The sequence below is a fragment of the Bradyrhizobium iriomotense genome, assembly GCF_030160715.1.
Lineage (GTDB): Bacteria > Pseudomonadota > Alphaproteobacteria > Rhizobiales > Xanthobacteraceae > Bradyrhizobium > Bradyrhizobium iriomotense.
Genome location: NZ_BSOW01000001.1, coordinates 1 through 22,313, shown reverse-complemented (window position 1 = coordinate 22,313; position 22,313 = coordinate 1). Strand labels below are relative to the sequence as shown.

The following is a 22,313-nucleotide window of genomic DNA, read 5'->3' as shown; positions in this document are numbered from 1 at the left end:
TCAAATCCTACTTCTGCGGCGCAGCCGCAGCGCCGGTCGGGACGGCAGCTTCCGCCGTCTTGGTCGACTTGGCCGGCTGCTCCGGTTCCGCCGCGAAGCGGTCCTGCGCCTTCGGCGCCGCGTCAGCCATCGCGGGGGCCGAGACATCGACGTGCGGCAGCACGTCGGAAGCGGCGCCGGTCGTCACCAGATTGGTGAGCTTGAGCTCGGTGGCGTCCAGTTCGTGCAGGTCTTCCCACGGCGGCACATTCAGCGCGAGCGACAGCAGGTCGCCGGCACCACCCATATCGAAGGTGTACTTGGCGAGCCGGCCAATGTCGCGCTCGACGATCATCAGGTCCTGTGCGCTGTAGGTTGCGGCCCGCGCGTCGTCGGCGCGGTCGCCCATCCAGATCTGATGCACGCGGACATGGGCGGCGGCCGGCACGTAGCGCGTCTTGCCGGCCAGCAGCAGGAACACGCACATGGACTCGCAATAGGCCTCAGGCGCAATGGCTGAACGCGCGCCCTGCCCGCCGCGACTCGGCACGCTGATACCGACGGTGGTCAGAAGCCCGAGATTACGGAAGCGCCGCCCGAGCGTGATCGCGTCGTTGACGGAACCGCCGCTGGAGTCGAGCACCACGGTCGCCCCGCCAAGCTGGCGACTACGCGCAAAATCCTCAAAATCCTTCGGCGTATCGGCTGTGATGATACCGACGGCACTGACCCAGCCGCGGCAGTTCGGCTCGCACGCAACCCAGTTGAACTTCATCGGCAGCTTGCGCTCTTCGAGGGTACCGCCGGCCTGTGCGGAGGAGCTGAAGGTCGCGACCGCGCCCGCCAGCGCAACGCAACACGCGGTGGTTCCCACCAGCAACCAACCGCGAAGATCAAGCGACCTCAGGAGTCTCAACGTGGTTCCTTCCCCAAGCCCCAATGTCGCGCAAACATCCCGCAGTTGCGCCAGTTGAGTCTATACATACAGTCGTATGTTCCTATCTCACGAACGTCACAAAAATGGTATCCGTGGGAATACAGCTCGTCCATAGAGACTTGCTGCGCTGCTCCCTGAAAACAGGCAAAGTATGGCACGCGCGCAACGGGTTACTGTTCCGTGCGTTGGAACCGCGCAATTCGCGGCACAGGTTTGCAGCAGAGCGCACATGAAGCATTCAGACTCCGAGATTGGTTCCACCATCGCCGCTTCGCTGTTGCTCCTGCCGCGCAGCGTCGGACGTGGACTGATCTGGCTGTACCGGCACACGTTGTCGCCGCTCGTCGGCTACAACTGCCGCCACCTGCCGACCTGCTCCGTCTACGGCGATGAGGCGATCGAACGTTTCGGACTCTGGGCCGGAGGCTGGATGACGCTCGCGCGTCTGCTGCGCTGCCACCCGTTCGGAACGTCAGGCATCGACAATGTGCCGCTGACGGCCCCGCAAGGCGCGCGCTGGTATCTGCCCTGGCGCTACGGACGCTGGCGCGGCGTCAACGCTCCCTGATTTCGCTGCAGCGCTTCCAATCGCGTCGCGCAACCCTGACGTGCGCGGAACCGCAGGTGCTACAATCGCGTTGTTGTCGTGCTCCCATCGGGAGGAAACAACAATGCGCTGGAAAATCAGCCCCCACGGTCACGACAGCAGGACCATCGACCTGATCGCCATCATCGCGCTGCTCACCCTCGTCCTCGGCGCCGGCTGGTACCTGGCAACAAGCCTCGCAACGCCGCCAGGTACGACGGCCTTCATCGTTCCGAGCCAGAGCGTTCACTGGTAGCTCGAGCATGATCCGGAAAAATGTGAAGCGGTTTTCCCTCGCGACAAACGCGGAACGCGTTTGCGCGGAGATCATGATCCAACGATAAAGGCTAAAGCGCGATCTCATCGCGCTTAGCGAAACCAGAAGAAGCGTCCCGGCGGCGGCGGGATCGGCTCGGGCGGACGCGGCCGCTTCGGACGGACCGGCTTTGGCGTCGGTTCGGCGGACGAGGTGGTCTCGACGGGCAGCGTCTCGGTTCCCGGCACCTTCACCGACAGCAACAGGTTCGATTCATTCATGCGCCAGCGATAGCCGATGCCGAAATCGATCGGCTGGGCGCGCGAGAAGAGCCCGGCATAGCGTTCCTGATATCGGCCGGGAAATTCCGCAATCGGGCCGAGGTAGCGGCCGAACGGGAAGAACCGCCATTGCCGCGCATTGTAGTTCGCAAGCGGAATGCCGGAATCGTCCTGGATGATGGTGGCGCTGTTGGCGAGCAGCCAGTCGCGCGCGATCGTGAAGTTGCCGGCGTGCAGGAGATACGACGCGCTCTTGAGCAGGCTGTTGCCCGGTCCGAGCGTCTCGCAGAACTTCAGGAAGCCGGCCGCGCGCGCGCCGGAATTGGAGAGATCGGTCGAGAAGTAATACAGCGTCCGCGCCGCGCCGTCGCTGCCGGCGAAGGTGATGCGCACGCCGCGGGTGGCGTTCGGACCTGCGTTGTCGCCTGCCGCATGGAGGCCGCCCGTGTTGTCGATCGAGAGCATCTCGACGTTGCGTATGGTCTTCCCCGAACGCGCCAGGAAAACGTAGAGGATCGGCAAGGTGCCGTTGACCTCGTTGGCGTGCAGGTCGACCTTCATGTGCTTGGTGATGAAGAAGCTGAAGCTGAGGATCGAGGCGAGCGAGCGCTCGACATTGTAGAGCGCGGGCGCAATCGCGCCGTGCGGCACGCGCGTCAGGTCGGGAACGTTGCCGACCGGCTCGAGCGCGCCAAGCACGTAGGTGCTCGCCTTGGAATAGAACGCGTCGGCGTAGAGGAAATCCGGCCCCGAGAACATGTAGAACATGGTCGGCCGGGGCGCGGCCAGATTGACCTCCGACCAGGCGCGGATCCTGGAAAGCTGCCGCTGCTCGAGCTGGGCGAAGGCGCCGTCGAAGAACTTTGCGTGGCGCTGCCAGGACGGATCCCTGGTCAGCGCCACGAGCGGAGAGTCCGCGGATGGCTGCATGCCCGCGAGGAAGCGCGCCGTATCGTCGGCCGTGACGGTGCCGGCCGCACGCGCGGAGGCCACGACCGCGAACAACAAGGTGAAGGCGACGGCCGCAATCTTCATGGGTCGAAACATGTCTATTCGCGATGGTGTGAGGTTGCAGCGGCTTCCGGCCGCCTGCGGAAAATGGCGTAGATCAACAGGCCCGAGAGCATGATCAGCATACTCGACAGCGACTGAACCGGCCGCTCGGTCAAGAGATAGTACATCATGAAGGCGGTCACGAGCAGGAATACCACCGGCGTGACCGGGTAGCCCCAGGCGCGGTAGGGCCGCGGCAGCGCGGGATCGGTGAAGCGCAGCTTGATCACCCCGAGCACGGTGAAGAACGAGCAGAACAACAGCGCGAACTGGATGAAGTCGAGCACCGCCTCGAAGCTGCGCGTGAACAGCAGGACGTTGGCGACCGCGAGCTGAAACAGGATCGCATAGGCCGGCGCGCCGCTCGCCGATTTCCGGGAGAACACGCCGAGCGCTGGGATGTCCTCGCCCATCGTCATCATGACGCGCGGACCGATCCACATCATCGCGCTGATGGAGGAGATCAGGCCGATGCAGATCATGGCGCCGACGATGCGGCCGCCGAGGTCGCCGAAGATCGCCGTACCGGCGACGCTCGCGACCTCGAGCTGGCCGGCAAGCTTGTCCATCGGGGTTGCGTAGAGAAACACCGCGTTCAGCGCCACATAGAGCACCATCACGATCAGCGTACCTGCGAACATCGCGCGCGGCAGGCTCTGCTGCGGCATGTGCAGCTCGCCGATGATGTAAGTCGCCGCGTTCCAGCCGGAGAAGGAGTACATCACGAAGACGAGCCCGATCGCGAAGGGCGCGCTGGTAATGTGGCCGAAGTCGCCCGACGCCGGCATGAACGACACCGGCTGCTTTACGCCGATCGCAAAGCCCGCGACCAGGAAAGCCACGATCAGAATGACTTTCAGAATGGTCGAGACGAGCTGGAAGGTCGAGGAGTGTTTGGCGCCGGTGAGCTGCACGATCGACACCAGCCACACCACGCCGATGGCGAGCGGGATCGGCGGCAATGTCGGAATGACCGACTTCGCATATTGGCCGAACGCCATCGCCGCAAGCGCGACCGGTGCGGCAAAGCCGACGGTCGCCGAGACCCAGCCGGCGAGAAAACCGAATGCGGGATGATAGGCGCGGCCGAGAAAATTGTACTCGCCGCTCGAGCGCGGGAACATCGCCCCGAGTTCGCTGTAGGAGAACACGCCGCATAGCGCGACGATGCCGCCGACCGTCCAGAGCAGCAGGATCGAGAAGCCGGACGGGATGTCCTTGACCTGGAAGCCGAGGCTGGTGAACACCCCGACGCCGACCATGTCGGCAACGACGATCGCGGTCGCCACCAGGACGGAAACGCCAGACCCGCCTCCGAGACGCCGGCTCGTCCACGCCGCGCTTCCCGCATCTGATGCCGTCATCGCCGTCCTTAGCTGAGGCCTCACGCCTCTCCCAAGCATCGTGCAGATTGGTCCAGTCAATTCAAGCAGGGTTAACAAGGGTTAAATGAGGCAATCGAAAGCGGTATTTCAGCACCACATATGCGCTCTTGCGTGCAATAAACCTGCCGCCGCGCCAAGAAAGCCGACCCTCCCTCCCACAATCGCGACACGATTGCGTGGTCCTTTCGATCGTTCCGGATGTGGGGAGTTTTCTCCGGAAGCTTAACGTCACCTAAACGCCAATCGGCTGAATTAGCTCAAGATTGCCGATTGCCTTGGGACTAGTGACTTGGGGTTAGTGGGTGGATGGTCGGGGCCGATCCGAGAGTTGAAGCAGCCATGAGTGCTGACCGGGCGAGATCGCCTGGCATGCATCGTCGTGCGCTTCGACTTGCCTGCCGGATCGGCCTCGCCTCAGTCTTGGCGCCGCTCTCGCTGGCGCTGGTTCAATGCGGCCAGGCCCCCAACCCAACGACGCTGGCCGCAAACAGCCAGGCCAACGTTCAAGCCAATACCCAGATCGTCGCCAAGACCAGCACGCAAGTCGCGAGCGGCGACACGTTCGAGGATCGCTTTCCGGCCCCTCAATTCAAGGAGCGCTTCCCCACCGCAAGCGAAAGCTTCCTGCAACGGCAGATGTCGGACTTCTCGCCGAAGCGCGCGGTGCAAACGCCGGCAACCGCCTCCTACAAGGTCGCCTCGCTCGAGCCGCAGGTGCCCTATCAGCGTCCGCAGCGCGACGACCTGACGACGCTCGTCAGCATGAAGTCGTCGGCCTTCCCCTATTTCGGCAACAATCCGGCCTCGGACGCACCCTTCCTCAACATCTCGAAGGGCGATCGCCGCGGCCATCGCAGCTATTCGGGACGCGTGCTCTGGCAGGACGAGACCTACAATGACAGCCGCGTGCTCGTGCACGTGCCCGAGCATTTCGACGTACGCAAGCCGGGCGTGATCGTGGTGTTCTTCCACGGCAACGGCGCGACGCTGGAGCGCGACGTGCGCGACCGGCAATTGGTGCCGCAGCAGATCTCCGAGTCCGGCGCCAATGCCGTGCTGCTTGCACCGCAGATGGCGGTTGACGCCGCCGATTCCAGCGCCGGCAAGTTCTGGCAGCCCGGCGGGCTCAAGCGCTTCATGGCGGAATCCAGCGAGCATCTCGCTCGTCTCTACGGCGATCCCAACAGCGCGCGCGCCTTCGCCAACATGCCGATCGTCGTCGTCGGCTATAGCGGCGGTTTCCTGCCGACCGCCTGGAGCCTCGAGGTCGGCGGCATCAGCGACCGCGTTCGCGGCGTCGTGCTGCTCGACGCCGTCTATGGCGAGCTCGACAAGTTCGCCTCATGGATCGAGAGCCACCGCTCCGGCTTCTTCGTCAGCTCCTACACCCACTACACGGCGCGGCGCGATCGCGAGCTGATGAGCATGCTCCGGCAAAAGGGCATCAGCGTCTCCGAGGACATGGATGGCCCCTTGCGTCCCGGCAGCGTGGTGTTCGTAGAGACCGGCGACGGCATCAGGCATCGCGACTATGTGACCCGCGCCTGGACGCAAAATCCGCTCAAGGACGTGCTGGTCAAGATGTCAGCAACGCCGTCGCTGGCGCTGACGCGCGTGGCGGCGAGTCCGTCATCCTCATCGAGCCGCTAGAATCGGCGAGATGCGGATCCGCACTCGCTCTGATCAGGCGAAAGCAGATCTTCGAATCAGTCCTTCGAATCAGTTCTTGGGCAGCTTCGGGATGCTTTCCGCAAAACCGTTGAAGCAGGCCAGGCGCTCGTCCTCTTCCTTGAAGAACCGGCAATCGGCAACGCCCTTGGCCTTCGCGGGCTTCGGCTTCGGCTGCGGCGGGATCACCCCGTCGTAGCAGTTGAGCCGGTCCTTGGTGCCGTCATCGACGTCGAGACAGGCCTGCAGCCTGACCGCGGTGGACTGCGGCTTGCCCTTCGGCGCAGCCGCCTCGGGCTTGCCCTTGGCGGCCGCCTCCTTGGTCCCCTTGCTGGCCCCCTTGGGCTTGACCTGCACCAGCGGCTTGTCGCCGACCATCGGCGTATCGGTTTGCGCAAAAGCGGCGGCCGAATAAAGCACCGCGACAAGCGCCAGAATCATCCTCATCTCAGTCAGCTCTCGTTGGTCTCCAACCCTCGCCTTCTAGCGCCGTCCTGCGCTGTTTGCCAAGCGTCCGCTGCGGGGGAAAACTGGATGTGATGGGCTTTGCACTATGCCGCGACCGTTGCCACGGCCGGCCGGGGCCGGGTCAGCCCGACGACGGCAAGCGCGAGGACGACGAAGCCGGCCGCCACGAAGCCGATCGTGTGCAAGAGATCGCGCGCGAACAAGGCCCCGCCCGCTGCCGAGCCCACGGCCTGCCCGATATAGAGCACGGACGTATTGAGCGAGACGGTGGCCGGCGCCAGCGACGGCGCGGCCGCGACCAGGCGAACCTGCTGCATCGAGTTGGTCGAGGCAAAGCCCAACCCCCAGATCGCGACCGAGGCGATCATCAGCGCAAGATTGCCGGCACCGAGCGCCCATCCGGCGATGCCCGCGAGCAACAGGCTCGTGAACAGAATCGAGGTCCTGTAGGGCCCCCAAGTGTCGACGATGCGCGTGGCAATGAGGAGGCCGAGGAAGCCGCAGACACCGTAGACGCCGAAGACCAGACCGACCGCATCGGGACTGGCATCCGTCAGCTTCTTCAGGAGCGGCCCCATGAAGGTGAAGACGACGAACTGCCCGGACATCTGGAGCATGGTGATAGCGAGCAGCAGCACGATGGTGCGATTGCGCCCGACTTCGCTCCAGGTCTTCAAATCGACCGGCGTGCCCTTCAGCCCCGCCGGCAGGCGCCATAGCAACAGGAGGAAGCTGAGACAGCCGAGCCCGCCGATCGCGCCGTAGGAGGTCCGCCAACCATAGTGACTGGCGATGAAGGTAATCAGCGGCAGCCCGACGGCCGCGGCAATCGACCATCCGAGAAACACATAGGCGATCGTGCTGCCACGCTTTTCGACCGGCACGATGATCGCCGCAGTGCCCGCGGCCTGCGGCGTGTAGAGCGCACCGATCGCAAGCATCACCAGGCGGATGGTGAGCAGGCTCGCATAGTCGGGTGCGAAGGCCGAGCCGATATTGCCGACGGTAAGCAGCGCAAGCGTTACGGTGAGCAGCAGGCGCCGCTCGATCCGGCTGGTCAGCCACGCCGTCAGCGGCGAGCCGATGCAGAGCGTGATGGCGCCGAAGGTGATCAGAAGGCCCGCAGTGCGGATGCTGATGTCCAGTCCCGAGGACAATTCAGGGAGCATTCCGGCCGGCGCCAGCACCGAGCAGCCGGTGACGACATTTCCAAGCATCAGGGCGGTTGGCGCGAAACGGCGGGCGGCGGGATCGGATTTCATGCAGGTGCATGTAGGCAGCAACGGCACGGCGCGGAAGGGCGGACCAGGTCTATTTCGCCAAATCTATTTCGCCGGATCCACGATGTCGCTGCGCGCACCGGCCGTGTTCACCTTTGCCGGTGCGCAGGTGGCGAGTAGCCGGTCGAGTGCAGATGCCAACCCCTCGTTCGAGAGCCGGCTAGTGCGGGAAGGCCCGACGCCGTCCGGTCCCTGCGCCGCCTCCGTGAAATCGAAGTTTGGCGCGTCCGACAGCGAAAGCAGCGTGGCCTTTCTGAATTGCGTGCCCCAGAACTCAAATCCCTGCGTCGTGACGGGATTCGAGATGAGCGCCAGCGAATTGGTGCTTCCCAGCGCCACGCGAACCGATGCGGGGCTGGCCGCCGACGCCGCCGGACGCCGGAACTCGAGCGCGAAACGATCGAGGTCGAAGCATGTCAGGCGCCAGGCAATCAGGCGAAAGGATTTGTCGGTCTCATTCCGCTCGGCGACGATCTTCTGCACCATGCTTCGCGTGCTGAACTCAAACAGCCACGGCGTCTCAACGTGCGCGCGCCGGTCGATGCCGAACCGCGCGATCTCGTCGCGCGTGAGCACGTGCATGTCCTCATATCTCACGGTGTCGGCGAGCCTGAGCAGACCGAGGTCGCCGCCCATCCTGGTGATGTAGTTCGTCAGCAACTGATCGGCCCGATCGAGGCCTCGCTTGTTTGCTGCCGCGCGCATCTCCGCAGTCGGCGTCCCGACACGGAAGAAGGTCACGACCTTGGGCGAGTGCACCCCGAGCACGGCATCTGGAGCGATCTCCCGTGTCGTTGCGCCGAGGATCAGATAGGGACATGCCGAGGCGCAAACCGCCCCGCGGGTGGCGAGATTGCCGCGCAATTCCCGCCCCGAAGCCTTCAGCTGCAGACAGACGTCGCCGTCCTGGGCCTCGAAGCCACACTCCTCCGCCACCGTGCGCCCGACCCGCGCCACTGCGGACCGCTCCCGGAGCATGGCGCCCATCGTCACGGCCTGATCCAGATTGCCGCCGGGCGAGGAGAAATAGATCGGCAGGCCGCGATCGGGGACTTTCTGCAGGAATTTGCGAAACCGTGGTGCGGCTCCGGCGTCGATCGTGCCTTCAGCGGCAATCCAGCGGTCGCAACCGCGGCCACAGGCGTCCGGCTTCCCTTTGACGACATAGAACGTGATCGGCCGTTGCGAGGTCGCCGGCGTCTTTGGCCGCATTTGTGGCACCGGGCGTGCCGGCAACGGCCGACTTGGCTGCGGCGTCAGAGGCGCCGGCGAGACGCGGCCCGCGACTGGCGCGGCCAAGGCAGGACCAGACGTCGGCCCGCCGACCATTGTCAGAAATGTGACGAGGACAATGCCGGCGCCTTTCCTGAGGCAAGTCGATCCAACGAACGTCACGAAACAACCAACCCCAAACCCGCAGTCGATCCCCGATAAGCCCTATGAAACAACAACCTGTGGACGCATGCAACGTCAAGATCGCGTCCGGCTCCGGGCTTCGAAACGGGATGTTCGCAGGCAATTTCCTCGTTTTGCCCGATTGCGCAGGCCGAATCGCCTGATATACCGCTCGTTCCCGCTTACCTGCGCTCGTTCGCAGGAGTGAGCTTCAGGAGAAATACAATGTCCGACGACCACAAGTCCGAGTCCGGCTTCCAGTACAGCCTCAGCAATTTGAAGCCCGTGACCCCGGCCGCCAAGATTACCCTCACCTTCCCCGACGGCGCCAATCGCCAATTCGACAAGGGCATGACCGGCCTCGACATCGCCAAGGGCATCTCGCCGTCGCTTGCCAAGCGCACGGTAGCGATGGCGCTCGACGGCGCGCTCGCCGATCTCAATGATCCCATCGAGGCTGACGCCAAGATCGAGTTCGTCAACCGCGACGATCCACGCGCGCTGGAATTGATCCGCCATGATTGCGCGCACGTGCTGGCGGAAGCCGTGCAATCGCTGTGGCCGGGCACCCAGGTCACCATCGGCCCCGTGATCGAGAACGGCTTCTATTACGACTTCTTCCGCAACGAGCCGTTCACCCCGGAAGATTTTGCGGGAATCGAGAAGAAGATGCGCGAGATCATCGCGCGCGACAAACCCTTCACCAAGGAAGTGTGGGACCGCGAGAAGACCAAGCAGGTGTTCCGCGACAAGGGCGAGGCCTTCAAGGTCGAGCTGGTCGACGCCATTCCCGGCAGTGAGCCGATCAAGATCTATTTCCAGGGCGACTGGTTCGATCTGTGCCGCGGCCCGCACATGACCTCGACCGGCAAGATCGGCAACGCCTTCAAATTGATGAAGGTGGCCGGCGCCTATTGGCGCGGCGATTCCAACAACCCGATGCTGACCCGCATCTACGGCACCGCCTTCGCCAAGCAGGAGGACCTCGACGCTTACCTCAAGCAGATCGAGGAAGCCGAGAAGCGCGACCATCGCAAGCTCGGGCGCGAGCTCGACCTCTTCCACTTCCAGGAAGAAGGTCCGGGCGTCGTGTTCTGGCACCCCAAGGGCTGGACCATCTTCCAGCAGCTCATTTCCTATATGCGGCGCCGCCTGACCGGCGACTATAGCGAGGTCAACGCCCCGCAGATCCTCGACAAGGTGCTGTGGGAGACCTCCGGCCATTGGGGCTGGTATCGCGAGAACATGTTCGCGGCACAGTCCGCCGGCGACGAGGCCGAGGACAAGCGCTGGTTCGCGCTGAAGCCGATGAACTGCCCCGGCCACGTGCAGATCTTCAAGCACGGCCTGAAGAGCTACCGCGACCTGCCGCTGCGGCTCGCCGAGTTCGGCGTGGTGCATCGCTACGAGCCGTCCGGCGCCATGCACGGCCTGATGCGCGTGCGCGGCTTCACCCAGGACGACGCACACATCTTCTGCACCGAGGATCAGCTCGCCGACGAGTGCCTGAAGATCAACGACCTGATCCTGTCGACCTACGCGGATTTCGGCTTCACCGGCGACCTCACCGTCAAGCTGTCGACCCGCCCCGACAAGCGCGTCGGCACCGACGCCATGTGGGATCACGCCGAACGCGTGATGGCCACCGTGCTGCGCGAGATCCAGACGCAGAACAACCACATCAAGACCGAGATCAATCCGGGCGAAGGCGCGTTCTACGGGCCGAAGTTCGAATACGTGCTGCGCGACGCCATCGGCCGCGACTGGCAGTGCGGCACTACGCAGGTCGACTTCAACCTGCCGGAACGGTTCGGCGCGTTCTACATCGACCATGACGGCGGCAAGAAGCCGCCGGTGATGGTGCACCGCGCGATCTGCGGCTCGATGGAGCGCTACATCGGCATCCTGATCGAGCACTATGCCGGCAACTTCCCGCTCTGGCTCTCGCCGGTGCAGGTGGTGGTCACGACCATCACCTCGGAAGCAGACGAATACGCCAAGCAGGTGGTGGAGCAGGCGCGGCGTGCAGGCCTTAGGGTCGAGATCGACCTGCGCAACGAGAAGATCAACTACAAGGTCCGCGAGCACTCGCTGGCCAAGATCCCGGCGCTGCTCGTGGTCGGCAAGAAGGAGGCCGAGACGCATTCGGTTTCCGTCCGCCGCCTCGGCAGCGACGGCCAGAAGGTGATGCCGACGCAGGAGGCGCTGGCTGCGCTTCTCGATGAGGCGACCCCGCCGGATGTCCAGCGGATGCGGACGACTGCGGCGGCCTAACCGGCCGTTGCAGTCTGTAACGACGGCTCGGCGCTTCCCGTGCAAGCGCCGAGCGCCTCGTCCGCGCATCGCGCGAGATAGAGGAACATGGTGGCGAGCATCTTCTCCAGCGCCTCGCGGCCGCGCGGCGACAGCGTGACCTCGTTGTTCGCGGCTCCGCCGCGCACCAGCAGGCTCTTGTCCTCGGCATCCCGCAGCAGCGACAGGACGTGCTTGCGCGAGACCGAGAAAGTCTTCGCAAGCGCGTTGATCGAGAGCTGCACTGGTTCTGCCGGAGGAAATGTGTCGCCCTCCCTCCCCGCAAGCGTAAGGCTGAACAGGATCACGACGCCGGCGTTGCGCTCCGCGAACGGCTCGAGGTCCGGCGCATTGTCGAGAACGCGAAGGCCCGCGACGAAACGCCGGCCGAGCGCTGTGGCGAAGGCGCTGACAAACGCCGGATCGTTCACGGCCGCAAGATAGTCCGCAGCTTCCGGAAACAGGCATCGCATCGCCTCGAACTGCCGCGCCCAGCGTACCCGATGCAGGGCGAGCAGCTTCTCGGTCGGCGCCAGCAGACGTTTTCGGCGATCGGGATTGGGCGCCGCCATCAACAACCCGCCCGCGCGCATCAGGGCCAGCAACGCCTCGCAGCGGCCGCGGCTGCAAAGGCCCAACTCGACGCAGAGGTCCTTCATCGCACCGACGGTCAGGCCGGGGTCCCTCCCGCCAAAATGCAGATAGAGCGCGACATGGGTGAACAGCGCCCGCGCGCGGTCGCTGAGGAGCAGGTTGAGGAGCCTGTTGGTCCGGTAGATCGCCACCGCTCCCTCCGCCGACGACCGCATCGCGCGTGAAAAATCGGGATGACGGCGCAGCGCGGCAACGGCATCTGGTGAGGGGGTGAGCTGCGGGACGGACATTGCAGGCACGAACGGAAGGAGTGTGGGCAATCTCCGTTGGCACGGCTCTGGTGTTGCACACAAGCCTCAAGCGGCTGCCGATCGCGCAATCCACCCAAAAAGTCGCAGTTCTCGGCGCGACACGACGTGGGTACGCCTGCGCAGATCGCGCGTCGTTTGGCTGGCGCGGCGCATGCGACTTCGTGCAAGGGGCTGAGGTGTTGTTCGCTGGTGCGTCCGATCAGGGCGCTTTGAAAATTCCACAGATGCGCGCCCGGCCATTCTGGCTTGCGGCGGCGCTGTGGCTTGCCGCGGCTGGCCCGGCTTTCGCGCAGGCGACGAGCGGCGGTGCGGGCGGCAGCCCAACCCCTAGCTTCCAAAATGGCGGAACCAGCTCCGCGACAGGCACGGGGGGCGACGGGGGCAATGCGCCCTTGGCGGCGAGCCGTGGCGCCGGCGGCGGCGGCGCCGGGGTCACCGGCGGTAACGGTGGGGCAGATTTCACAGGTACGGTCGCCGGTGGCGCTGGTGGCGCTGCTGGAGGAGGAAACGGCACCAATGGCACCAATGGCGACTCGAGCCACGGCGGCGGTGGCGGCGGTGGCGGCGGACACGGCGCCGCCGTGACCACCGACACCACCAATGCCGCGACGATCACCGGCGGGAACGGCGGGCGCGGCGGCTCGACGTCCGGCAACTACGCCGGCGGTGGCGGCGGCGCCGGCGGCTATGGCGTCGTCGTCAATGGCAGCGGTCTCGCCTATACCAACACCGGCACCATCAGCGGCGGCAGCGGCGGCAATGGCGGCGCGGTGACTGCTGGGAACGGCTATGCCGGCAACGGCGGCGACGGAGGCTATGGAGTCTTCCTGACCGGCAGCAGCGTCCTCACCAATACCGGCACCATCGCCGGCGGCAATGGCGGCAAAGGCGGCAACGCGCCCACCAGCAGCCAAGCATCCGCGGCGGGCGATGGCGGCGATGGCGGTGCGGCCGTCTACTTCGCTGGCGGGGGTACGCTCATCAATTCGGGGAGCATCGTCGGCGGCGATGCGGGCAGTGCGGGCACGGCCTCGTCGTCGGCGGCGTATGGAGCTGACGGCACGGGCGGCGCCGGCGTTGTGGGCGCCGACCTCACCATCATCAACAGCGGCTCGATTTCTGGGGGAATGAACGACGCTTCGACCCGCGCCAACGCGATCACCTTCACGGGCGGCAGCAACGTGTTGGAGCTCTGGGCCGGGTCGGTGATCACAGGCAACGTCGTCGGCACCGGCACCGATACGTTCCGGCTCGGCGGCTCGACCGACAGCACGTTCGACGTCTCCAGCATCGGCTCGTCAGCGCAGTATCAGGGTTTTTCGACCTTCGGGAAGACCGGCAGCAGCACCTGGATGCTGACGGGTACGACGACGGCGGTGACGTCCTGGAGCATCAATCAGGGCACGCTAGCCATCAGCTCCGACGCCAACCTGGGCGCGGCGTCCGGCAGCCTCGCCTTCGGTGGCGGCACGTTGCAGTTTTTGGCGGATTTCACCACCAGCCGGACCGTGACGCTCAATGCGGGCGGCGGCACCTTCGATACCAACGGCCACACCGCGACGCTTGCCGGCGCCATCGACGGCGCCGGAGGGCTCACCAAGATCGGCAGCGGAACGCTGGTGCTGAACGGCATCGGCCTCTATTCCGGCGCGACCAACGTCAATGGTGGCGTGCTCGACGTCGAGGGGACGATCACCACTTCGGCGATGACGGTCAACGCGGGCGGCACCTTGACCGGCACGGGCACCGTCGCTCCGCAGACGTTGACCGTCAATGCCGGCGGCACGCTCGCGCCGGGCAACGGCACGCCCGGCTCGTCGTTGACGATCGTCGGCAACCTCGCTTTGCAATCCGGCGCGACCTATCTGGTGCAGCTCGATCCTGCGGCGGCATCATATGCAAGCGTAACCAGTGCTGCGACACTCGGCGGTGCGACGGTAAATGCGGTATTCGCCAACGGCAGCTACGTCAGCAAGACCTACACCATCCTGACCGCAGATGCGGGTATCTCCGGCACCTTCAGTTCGCTGGTGAACACCAACCTGCCGGCCAACTTCCGCACGACTCTGAGCTACGATGCCAACGACGCCTATCTCAATCTCGTCCTGGACTTCGCCATTCCGGGCGGACTGAACGGCAACCAGCAGGCCGTCGGCAACGCATTGACCAATTTCTTCAATGCGAACGGCGGCATTCCGCTGGTCTACGGCGCGTTGACGCCGTCGGGTCTGACACAGGCGTCCGGCGAGCTCGGCACCGCGCCGCAGCAGACCACGTTCGACGCGATGACCCGGTTTGCGACCTTACTCGCCGATCCCTTCTTCCAGCGCACGCCGGGCGCAGGAGCGAGCGGCGCAACCGGCTTTACGGACGAGGATCGCGCCCGCAAGCGGACCGACGCGTTCGCGATGCTGCCTGATGCACCGCCTGACAGTTTCGCACAGCGCTGGAGCGTTTGGGCGGCCGGCATCGGCGGCTCGCAATCCACCAGCGGCAGCACTGCCGTCGGATCGAACGACGCGACCAGCCGCACCTACGCCACCGCGGTCGGCGCCGACTACCTGATATCGCCAAGCACGGTGGCCGGCTTTGCGCTCGCCGGCGGCGGCACCAGTTTTGGCGTGAATGGCCTCGGCTCCGGCCGCTCCGATCTGTTCCAGGCGGGCCTCTATGTGCGCCACTTCGAGGGGCCTGCCTTTATCACCGCGGCGCTTGCCTATGGATGGCAGGACATCACCACCGACCGCACCGTCACCATCTCCGGCGTCGATCGCTTGCGCGCCGCGTTCAAGGCCAATGCGTGGGCGGGTCGCGCCGAAGGCGGCTATCGCTATGTTGCGCCCGTGGCCGGCGGACTCGGCCTCACACCTTATGCAGCAGCGCAAGCGACCGTCTTCGATCAACCGGCCTATGCCGAACAGGTCGTGTCGGGTGCATCGACCTTTGCCCTGAGCTACGCCGGCAAGCGCGTGACCGACACCCGCAGCGAGCTCGGCCTGCGCGCCGACAAGTCCTTTGCCGTGCGCGATGGCATCCTCACCTTGCGCAGCCGCCTCGCCTGGGCGCATGACTTCAACCCAGACCGCTCGGCGGCTGCAACCTTCCTGGTACTGCCGGGCGCGAGCTTTGCGGTCAACGGCGCGGCGCAAGCGCGCGACTCCTCGCTCACCACGACGTCGATCGAAATGAAGTGGGCCAACGGCTGGTCGGCTGCCGCGGCGTTCGAAGGTGAGTTCTCCGCTGTCACACGCTCCTATGCAGGCAAGGGTGTGGCGCGCTACACTTGGTGAGTTACAGCCGGCGCCGATCACAATCCGTCTAAACGGGGGGTCTACGGTCTCGTGGCCGGCAGGATCGCATGCTAATGCCATGCCCGAATTGATCCGATGAGAGAGCTTCCCGTGCCCGACGCCATCGACCTCCTGAAGACCCGCCGCTCCGTCAAGCCGCGCGAGATGACGGGGCCCGGCCCCTCGCCTGCCGAGCTCGAGACGATCCTCACCATCGGCGCGCGCGTGCCGGATCACGGCAAGCTCGCGCCCTGGCGCTTCATCGTCTTCGAGGGCGAGGCCCGGATGCGCGCCGGCGAAGTGATCGCGCGCGTGTTCGCGCGCAAGAATCCGGGCGCACCGGCGGCCGACATCGAGGTCGAAAGGAAGCGGCTCACCGATGCGCCGCTCGTCATCGGCATCGTCAGCTTCACCAAGCCGCATCCGAAGGTGCCGGCCTGGGAGCAGGAATTGTCGGCCGGCGCCAGCGCCATGAATATCGTCACGGCCGCGACTGCGCTCGGTTACGGCGCGTGCTGGCTGACCGGCTGGTTCGCCTTCGATCGCGACGTGCTGGAAGGGCTCGGGCTGAAGCCAGACGAGAAGCTCGCCGGCCTCGTGCACATCGGCAGGCCGACCAAGCCGAGCGAAGACCGCCCGCGCCCGGCGCTCTCGGAGATTGTGACGCGGTTCTAGTCGACGCCTGGGAGTTGACGGGCCGCTCGTCTTCCGGCTTTGATCCCGTTGCGTCGGCCGGGCAGGATACCGAAGTGAAGCTTGCTCACGCCCATGCCGCCGCGTGACGCTGCGCGGGCTCCCGCCATGACCACCACGCGACGAACATTTCTCGCAGGCGCAGCGCTGCTCGCGGGCACCGTGCGAGCCCGCGCGAACGCCATCCCGGCCCCCTCGCCCGACCAGCTCGAGCGCATCACCGCGTTCTTCGCCAACGAGGTCGCAACCCACCGGCTGCCGGGGGCAGTCATCCTGGTTCAGCAGCACGGCAAGCCGCTTTATCTGAAGACCTTCGGCGTGTGCGACGTCCGGACCGGCCTGGCCATGACGCCGGACACGATCTTCGCCATCCATTCCATGACCAAGCCGATCACGAGCCTGGGAGCGATGATGCTGATCGACGCCGGCAAGCTCGCCCTCGCTGATCCCGTGTCGAATTACATCCCCTCCTTCGCCAGCACCAAGGTGGGAGTGGAGGTCACCAATCCCGACGGCACGCTCGCACTCGAAATGGTGCCGCCGATCCATCCGGTGACCATCAGGGACCTGATGCGGCACACATCGGGCATCAGCTACGACTATATCGGCGCCAAATGGGTCGAGCAGGCCTATCATAATGCCATGATCTTCGCCGGCCCATTCGACAACCGGGAGTTCGCCGAACGCATCGCTGCGCTGCCACTGGCGCGCCAGCCCGGCACGATCTGGCGCTACGGCCATTCCACCGACGTGCTCGGCCGCGTCATCGAGGTGATCTCGGGGCAGACGCTTTACGAATATCTCAAGCAGAACGTGCTCGATCCGCTCGGCATGACCAGCACCAAATTCCAGCTGACGACGCACGACGAGTTCAAGCGGATGGCGCGGCCGCTGCCGAACGACACCATCCTGCTCGACGCCGAGCGTGATCGTCTCGCCCATCCCGAGTGGGAATCCGGCGGCGGCGGCCTGCTCTCGACCATCACCGACTACGGGCGCTTTGCGCAGATGCTGCTCAATGGCGGCGAGCTCGACGGCAAGCGCTATCTCAGTCCCGCCGCCTTCAAGGACATGACGACGGATCACATCGGCCCCGGCTCGGGCGTCGATCGCGACTATTTCTATTTTCCGGGCGACGGCTTCGGCTATGGATACGGCCTTGCGGTGCGCACCGATCCCGGCAATGCCAAACCGCCGCCGCCAGGCTCGATCGGCGAACTGAAATGGGATTCCGGCAGCGGCACCTATTTCGGCGTCGATCCCAAGCTCGACATGATCTACGTCATGATGCAGCAGACCCAGAGCGAGCGCGGCCGCATCACGCCTGCTTTCAAGGCCCTCGTCTACGACGCCTACCCTCCCGAGCTACGCCGCCCGTGAGGCGCGCTGTCCGAACTTGGCCAGCAGCTGCGTGATCTCGCCGGCGGGACGCGCCGCGCTGAACAGGAAGCCTTGCACCTCGTTGCACCCCTCTGCGCGCAACCAGTCGAGCTGATCCTCGGTCTCCACGCCTTCCGCCGTCGTCGTAATGTTGAGGCTGCGGCCAAGCCCCGAAATCGCGCGAACGATGGCGACGCAGTCGGGGCGCTCCGCAAGATCCTTCACGAAAGAACGATCGATCTTGATCTTGTCGAAAGGGAAGCTGCGCAGATAGCTCAGGCTCGAATAGCCGGTGCCGAAATCGTCCATGGAGATGCCGACACCGAGTTCGCGCAACTGGTGCAGCGTGGCAAGATTGGCATCGGTCTCGGCCAGGAAGATCGATTCTGTGATCTCGAGCTCGAGCCGCTTCGGCGCCAGGCCCGATTGCGCCAGCGCCGAGATCACGACCTGGACCAGGTTGCGGCTGCGGAATTGCGCCGGCGACAGGTTGACCGCGACCTTGATATCGACAGGCCATTTCACCGCCTCGCCGCAGGCTTCGCGCAGCACCCACTCGCCGAGTTGGGTGATCAGGCCGATATCCTCGGCGACCGGAATGAACTCGGCCGGCGAGATCATGCCCTTTTCGGGGTGCCGCCAGCGCAACAGGGATTCGAAGCCCGAGATGCGATCGGAGACGATCGAGACCAGCGGCTGGTAGTGCAGCTCGAACTCGCCATTGGCAAAGGCGTGCCGCAGATCCAGCTCCATGTCGCGCCGCTTCTGCGCCTGGAGGTCCATCTCCTTTTCGAAGAAATGGTGCACGCCACCGCCATCCGATTTCGCCCGGTAGAGCGCCATGTCGGCATTGCGCATCAGATCCTCTGACGTCAAACCATCACCGGGCGAGAGCGCGATCCCGATGCTGGCGCCGATCACCAGTTCCAGGCCGTCGATCTCGTAAGGCGCGCTCAACATCTCGATCAACAGGCTTGCGCAGGCGCTGGCTTCGTTCGGGGAGACGTCGGCGGCCAGGATCACCGCGAACTCGTCACCGCCGAGCCGCGCCGCAAGATTGGTGCCGCGGATCACGGTGCGCAGACGTTCGGCGACCTCCTTGAGCAGGCGGTCGCCCATGGGATGACCAAAGGAGTCGTTGATGTTCTTGAACAAGTCGAGGTCGATGCAGAGCACGCCGACCCGCTTGCCGCCGGCCTGGTCCAGCGCCTGCTTCAGGCGCTCCTGGAAATAGTCCCGGTTCGGCAGATTGGTAAGCCCGTCATGATGCGCCATGTAGGCGATGCGCGCCTCGGCCTTGCGCCGCTCGGTGATGTCGACCACCGCGACCAGATACCCCTCGCGATCGTCGAAGGTGACACGGCGACCGAAGGTCAGCACCTCGATCTCGCTGCCGTCAGCGCGCAGGTGCCGCCAGTTGCGTGTGGAGCGATAGGTGTCGCCGATGCATTCGAGCGCCTCGCTGTGGCTATCCCATTCGTCCCTAGGCCAGATCTCCGGCAATCTCATGCGCAGGAAGGTGGCGCGGCTATAGCCGTAATGCTGGACCGCCGCGTCATTGACGCTGAGGAACTGCTTGGTTTCCGCGTCGAACACCCACATCGGCATCGGGTTGTTGTCGAACAGCAGCCGGAACGAGGCGTCACGCCGCTTCAGCGCGGTAACATCGGACATCGTAAGTGAAACCACGTCGGCAAAGGCCGTGGCGCTGAGCCGAAGATAGCGGCCGTCGGTCTCGATCTCGAGTTGCTCACCGCGGCCGCCACAGACGACCGCAAGCAGCAGTTCCCGGACATCGGGCGAAGCCAGCAAATTGGCGCGCTCCCCGAGGCGGCGCCACAGCAAGCTGCCGCTCGGAAGCTTCAGGATCAACTCGGCGCTCTTGTTGTGGTGCACGACCTGGAAATCGAACGGCTGTCCATCGGCGTCGCGCAGCGTCGCCAGTGACACGACCGCATCGTCGGTCGCGGAGAAGATCGCATCCAGAAGATTGTATTGCGTGCCGCGTTCGTTGATGTAGGCGCCGATAAGGGTAGTGCCCCAGCGCGAGGTGGTCGGCAGAGCCAGCACGTCGTAGGTCCTGACCATGCCGTCGCGGACGCAATGCGCGTTTGCAAGATGCGGCCGGCCCTCGTCGAGCGCATTCGCCGCGGCCTCGATCAACGCAGTGGCGCAATCCGGAGCGAGAGCGGCAACCGAAATGTCCCAGCGCTCGTCACCAAGCCATGTCTGCACGTAGCGCCCGCTGCGCGACAGTTCGAGCGTGCCGTCATATCTGAGCAGCGCGATATGGTCGGCGAGCCGTCCGAGGCTCCCCAGCATCACGTCTTCATAACGCGGCAACCGTTCGCCCGGGCGAAGGGCGGCGCGCCATTTGCGCTGAAGCACCGGGATGTCGTCAAACATTTCGGTGGCCGGTTTTCCCAGCGCTTTCTTCGCGGCACTCATGTCTTCCCCACGCACTCTCCCACGGCATCCAAGGCAGGCGCTCTTAACGGCGTGTAAAAGGAGTTTGCGTGCAGCACACGAACGGCGATTATGACAGTTTTAAGTCGAGCGATGGTTAGTGCCCGTTAGGGACTATGACGGTTGGAGCAATGGCGTACACTGCCTCTACAGACCCGTCATTGCGAGGAGCTAAGTGACGAAGCAATCCAGAGTCTTTCCACGGAGAGATTCTGGATTGCTTCGCTGCGTTCGCGATGACGGAGCAAGGCGCCGACGCCGTCCGCCAACTCGCATCTGAGATCGTCAGGCCGCGTCACGCCCGTCAGTCCTCGCTCGAGGCCGCCGACCGGTTGTTCAGATAGGCCTGGGACAGGAGGAAGAACAGCGCGCGTTCACCCTGATACTTGGCCGCCGGACGGGTGCGCTCGAAGCCGTCGGCAAACACCCTGCCTGACTGGTCGCATACCTGCCACCGCCAGCCAAACCGCTTGCGCCTCGCTAGGACCACTTCGAACATGCCGACGGGCTGCGCCCCCTGCTCTTTGCCGGCCACGCGAGGCCAAGACCACCGACCCGCGTATCCGGCCCCCTTGGACGGATGCCCGACATATAACGCAGCAGGAGCGAAAGAGAACCAAATTGATTATCGGAATTACGTGGCAGGGGCGGTGTTTCCCCAAGCCTTGCGCTTTATGACGGCTTGGTGGCGCTTTCGCACGCGCATTCAAAGGGAACATGAGGCGGGATGACCGGTGAGCGCAGACTCACCGGCCAATCCGGTGGCGCGCATCAGCGGCCGACTCGCGCCTGCAAATGCGCCGGATAGCGATCGCCCTCGACGGTAACACTGGCGAGAATGTCGGCGATGGCACGGCGATCGGCGTCCGTCAGCGCCGGCGTCACACTTGGCTTCCGCGATCGCGCCGACAGATCGACGAGACCCTGGCCGGCCTTTCGTGCGCTGAATGAGAAGCGTGGTAGCGCGGCAGGAGCCTCCAACCACAGCTGTGTGCCGCGTGCTCGCCCGTGGTGATGCGGATAGTGCACGCGAGTTGGTGCGAGCCGTTTGCGGGCTACCATCTCTATTACTCGAGCAGGCAGCAGCCGACCCCTGCCTTCGCCGTGCTGGTCTAGGCGCTACGCTGTCGGAAATGATGTCTAGCGCGCGACGACTTCGACTTCGCCGTCGACGCCGTTGACGACGTTGAAGCCGCGCTCATAGACCTTGCCCTCGTTCTTGGCGATGGCGCGGTATTCGCCTTCGGAGAGCACGACGCGCGGGAAGGCGCCGATCGATTCCTTGATCACGTCGCCGCCGGGCGTGAGCACCGACCAGGCGGTGTTGGCGAGCGCCTCGCCGCCCTTGTCGCTGACGAGCTTCAGTGTGATCACGGCGGCGCGGTGGGTGATGGTTACATCCGTGAGCTTGCCGGCCTGCACGCGGATGTCGGAGCGCACCACCGAATTGGCGTCGCCATAGTTGGAGATGATGTAGTAGGTGCCCTCCGGGATCAGCACGACATCGCCGGCGGCGACGTTCGGCACCAGCGAGGCGCGCTCGCCGGCCTCGAACTGGCTGCCCTTGTAGATCGCGAACGAGATCTGGTTCTGCGGAATGCGGCTGGTGCCGACGCGGCCCTCGATGCGCAGGCCTCCCGCCGGCAGCACGAAGGCTTCGCGGTCGGTCTCGGCCTTGAGGCTCACCGTGCGCACCGCGCTGACAAGGCCGAAGGCGACGTGCACGACGTAATTGCCGGGCGGGAGCACGATGTTGGGCGTGGCGTTGCGATCCTCGCGGATCAGCTTGAACGTGCCGTTCTCGTCTGGACGGTCGGCAAACACCCGCCAGACGAGGCCACTGGTGATCGGCGGCAGATCCTTGCCGTATTTCGCGGTGAGCGACAGCACGGCCTGGCCGGGCGCGGCCGCCCCCATGGGCGCGGCTGGCGGAACGGTCGCGACGGAGGGCGGGATGGTGGGCGAAGCCGGCTGCGTCAGCGTCGGCGGCAGGCTCGGC

At 65.0% G+C, this 22,313-nt stretch carries 17 protein-coding genes; 7 read left to right on the top strand and 10 right to left on the bottom strand.

All coding sequences use genetic code 11. The features are described from left to right. Window positions 1-7: 7 nt before the first annotated feature. Window positions 8-895, bottom strand: coding sequence for a COG3904 family protein (locus QQL28_RS00090; RefSeq protein WP_284260002.1), 888 nt, complete (start codon window positions 893-895; stop codon window positions 8-10). Window positions 896-1,145: 250 nt separating this feature from the next. Here QQL28_RS00090 and yidD point away from each other — a divergent pair, with 250 nt between their 5' ends. Together yidD and QQL28_RS00080 are read left to right on the top strand one after the other, a co-directional pair. Next, window positions 1,146-1,484 (top strand): membrane protein insertion efficiency factor YidD, encoded by a 339-nt coding sequence (yidD, locus tag QQL28_RS00085; RefSeq protein WP_284260001.1) that lies wholly within the window; start codon window positions 1,146-1,148, stop codon window positions 1,482-1,484. 103 nt (window positions 1,485-1,587) lie between these two features. Beyond that, entirely contained in the window at window positions 1,588-1,758 is a 171-nt protein-coding gene (locus QQL28_RS00080; protein WP_284260000.1) for a hypothetical protein, read from the top strand. A 113-nt stretch (window positions 1,759-1,871) separates the two neighbouring features. Here the strand turns inward: QQL28_RS00080 and QQL28_RS00075 are convergent, their stop codons facing one another. After that, entirely contained in the window at window positions 1,872-3,086 is a 1,215-nt protein-coding gene (locus tag QQL28_RS00075; RefSeq protein WP_284259999.1) for a hypothetical protein, read from the bottom strand. A 2-nt stretch (window positions 3,087-3,088) separates the two neighbouring features. Then, window positions 3,089-4,456 (bottom strand): APC family permease, encoded by a 1,368-nt coding sequence (locus QQL28_RS00070; RefSeq protein WP_284259998.1) that lies wholly within the window; start codon window positions 4,454-4,456, stop codon window positions 3,089-3,091. A gap of 327 nt (window positions 4,457-4,783) precedes the next feature. Here QQL28_RS00070 and QQL28_RS00065 point away from each other — a divergent pair, with 327 nt between their 5' ends. Continuing rightward, entirely contained in the window at window positions 4,784-6,127 is a 1,344-nt protein-coding gene (locus tag QQL28_RS00065; RefSeq protein WP_348522470.1) for an alpha/beta hydrolase, read from the top strand. Window positions 6,128-6,196: 69 nt separating this feature from the next. Here the strand turns inward: QQL28_RS00065 and QQL28_RS00060 are convergent, their stop codons facing one another. The 3 genes from QQL28_RS00060 to QQL28_RS00050 form a co-directional block, all read right to left on the bottom strand. After that, window positions 6,197-6,592 carry a hypothetical protein gene (locus tag QQL28_RS00060; protein ID WP_284259996.1) on the bottom strand — a complete coding sequence of 132 codons (396 nt, stop codon included), beginning with the start codon at window positions 6,590-6,592 and terminating at the stop codon, window positions 6,197-6,199. 104 nt (window positions 6,593-6,696) lie between these two features. Next, complete coding sequence (locus QQL28_RS00055; RefSeq protein WP_284259995.1) at window positions 6,697-7,875, bottom strand: MFS transporter; 1,179 nt, start codon at window positions 7,873-7,875, stop codon at window positions 6,697-6,699. Window positions 7,876-7,938: 63 nt separating this feature from the next. Beyond that, window positions 7,939-9,105 carry a COG3904 family protein gene (locus tag QQL28_RS00050; RefSeq protein ID WP_284259994.1) on the bottom strand — a complete coding sequence of 389 codons (1,167 nt, stop codon included), beginning with the start codon at window positions 9,103-9,105 and terminating at the stop codon, window positions 7,939-7,941. A gap of 408 nt (window positions 9,106-9,513) precedes the next feature. Here QQL28_RS00050 and thrS point away from each other — a divergent pair, with 408 nt between their 5' ends. Then, the gene (gene thrS / locus QQL28_RS00045; RefSeq protein WP_284259993.1) at window positions 9,514-11,562 is read left to right on the top strand and encodes a threonine--tRNA ligase; all 2,049 of its coding nucleotides are present in this window, start codon (window positions 9,514-9,516) and stop codon (window positions 11,560-11,562) included. Here thrS and QQL28_RS00040 read toward each other — a convergent pair. Further along, window positions 11,559-12,464 carry a hypothetical protein gene (locus QQL28_RS00040; protein WP_284259992.1) on the bottom strand — a complete coding sequence of 302 codons (906 nt, stop codon included), beginning with the start codon at window positions 12,462-12,464 and terminating at the stop codon, window positions 11,559-11,561. The two genes, thrS and QQL28_RS00040, sit on opposite strands and share 4 nt — an antisense overlap. Before the next feature lie 245 nt (window positions 12,465-12,709). On the opposite strand from QQL28_RS00040, the gene QQL28_RS00035 reads away from it, so the two are divergent. The 3 genes from QQL28_RS00035 (at window position 12,710) to QQL28_RS00025 (ending at window position 17,848) form a co-directional block, all read left to right on the top strand. Beyond that, on the top strand, window positions 12,710-15,775 hold the full coding sequence (locus QQL28_RS00035; RefSeq protein WP_284259991.1) for an autotransporter domain-containing protein: 3,066 nt from the start codon (window positions 12,710-12,712) through the stop codon (window positions 15,773-15,775). Window positions 15,776-15,886: 111 nt separating this feature from the next. Next, window positions 15,887-16,450, top strand: coding sequence for a nitroreductase family protein (locus QQL28_RS00030; RefSeq protein WP_284260521.1), 564 nt, complete (start codon window positions 15,887-15,889; stop codon window positions 16,448-16,450). A gap of 126 nt (window positions 16,451-16,576) precedes the next feature. Then, window positions 16,577-17,848: a serine hydrolase domain-containing protein gene (locus tag QQL28_RS00025; RefSeq protein ID WP_284259990.1), complete on the top strand. Its 1,272-nt coding sequence runs from the start codon at window positions 16,577-16,579 to the stop codon at window positions 17,846-17,848. Here the strand turns inward: QQL28_RS00025 and QQL28_RS00020 are convergent. The 3 genes from QQL28_RS00020 to QQL28_RS00005 form a co-directional block, all read right to left on the bottom strand. Next, window positions 17,834-20,296 carry a putative bifunctional diguanylate cyclase/phosphodiesterase gene (locus QQL28_RS00020; RefSeq protein WP_284259989.1) on the bottom strand — a complete coding sequence of 821 codons (2,463 nt, stop codon included), beginning with the start codon at window positions 20,294-20,296 and terminating at the stop codon, window positions 17,834-17,836. The genes QQL28_RS00025 and QQL28_RS00020 overlap by 15 nt on opposite strands. Before the next feature lie 322 nt (window positions 20,297-20,618). Continuing rightward, a complete protein-coding gene (locus QQL28_RS00015; RefSeq protein WP_431309558.1) occupies window positions 20,619-20,813 on the bottom strand; it encodes a hypothetical protein in 195 nt (64 codons plus the stop codon). Window positions 20,814-21,454: 641 nt separating this feature from the next. Continuing rightward, a partial coding sequence (locus QQL28_RS00005; RefSeq protein WP_284259987.1) for a hypothetical protein occupies window positions 21,455-22,313 on the bottom strand: 859 nt, incomplete at its 5' end.

Bases quoted from the DNA above. Each gene is read 5' to 3' on its own strand.
- yidD (WP_284260001.1), top strand. From the start codon at position 1,146: ATGAAGCATTCAGACTCCGAGATTGGTTCCACCATCGCCGCTTCGCTG.
- QQL28_RS00080 (WP_284260000.1), top strand. From the start codon at position 1,588: ATGCGCTGGAAAATCAGCCCCCACGGTCACGACAGCAGGACCATCGAC.
- QQL28_RS00075 (WP_284259999.1), bottom strand. From the start codon at position 3,086: ATGTTTCGACCCATGAAGATTGCGGCCGTCGCCTTCACCTTGTTGTTC.
- QQL28_RS00070 (WP_284259998.1), bottom strand. From the start codon at position 4,456: ATGACGGCATCAGATGCGGGAAGCGCGGCGTGGACGAGCCGGCGTCTC.
- QQL28_RS00065 (WP_348522470.1), top strand. From the start codon at position 4,784: ATGGTCGGGGCCGATCCGAGAGTTGAAGCAGCCATGAGTGCTGACCGG.
- QQL28_RS00060 (WP_284259996.1), bottom strand. From the start codon at position 6,592: ATGAGGATGATTCTGGCGCTTGTCGCGGTGCTTTATTCGGCCGCCGCT.
- QQL28_RS00055 (WP_284259995.1), bottom strand. From the start codon at position 7,875: ATGAAATCCGATCCCGCCGCCCGCCGTTTCGCGCCAACCGCCCTGATG.
- QQL28_RS00050 (WP_284259994.1), bottom strand. From the start codon at position 9,105: ATGCGGCCAAAGACGCCGGCGACCTCGCAACGGCCGATCACGTTCTAT.
- thrS (WP_284259993.1), top strand. From the start codon at position 9,514: ATGTCCGACGACCACAAGTCCGAGTCCGGCTTCCAGTACAGCCTCAGC.
- QQL28_RS00040 (WP_284259992.1), bottom strand. From the start codon at position 12,464: ATGTCCGTCCCGCAGCTCACCCCCTCACCAGATGCCGTTGCCGCGCTG.
- QQL28_RS00035 (WP_284259991.1), top strand. From the start codon at position 12,710: ATGCGCGCCCGGCCATTCTGGCTTGCGGCGGCGCTGTGGCTTGCCGCG.
- QQL28_RS00025 (WP_284259990.1), top strand. From the start codon at position 16,577: ATGACCACCACGCGACGAACATTTCTCGCAGGCGCAGCGCTGCTCGCG.
- QQL28_RS00020 (WP_284259989.1), bottom strand. From the start codon at position 20,296: ATGAGTGCCGCGAAGAAAGCGCTGGGAAAACCGGCCACCGAAATGTTT.
- QQL28_RS00015 (WP_431309558.1), bottom strand. From the start codon at position 20,813: ATGTTCGAAGTGGTCCTAGCGAGGCGCAAGCGGTTTGGCTGGCGGTGG.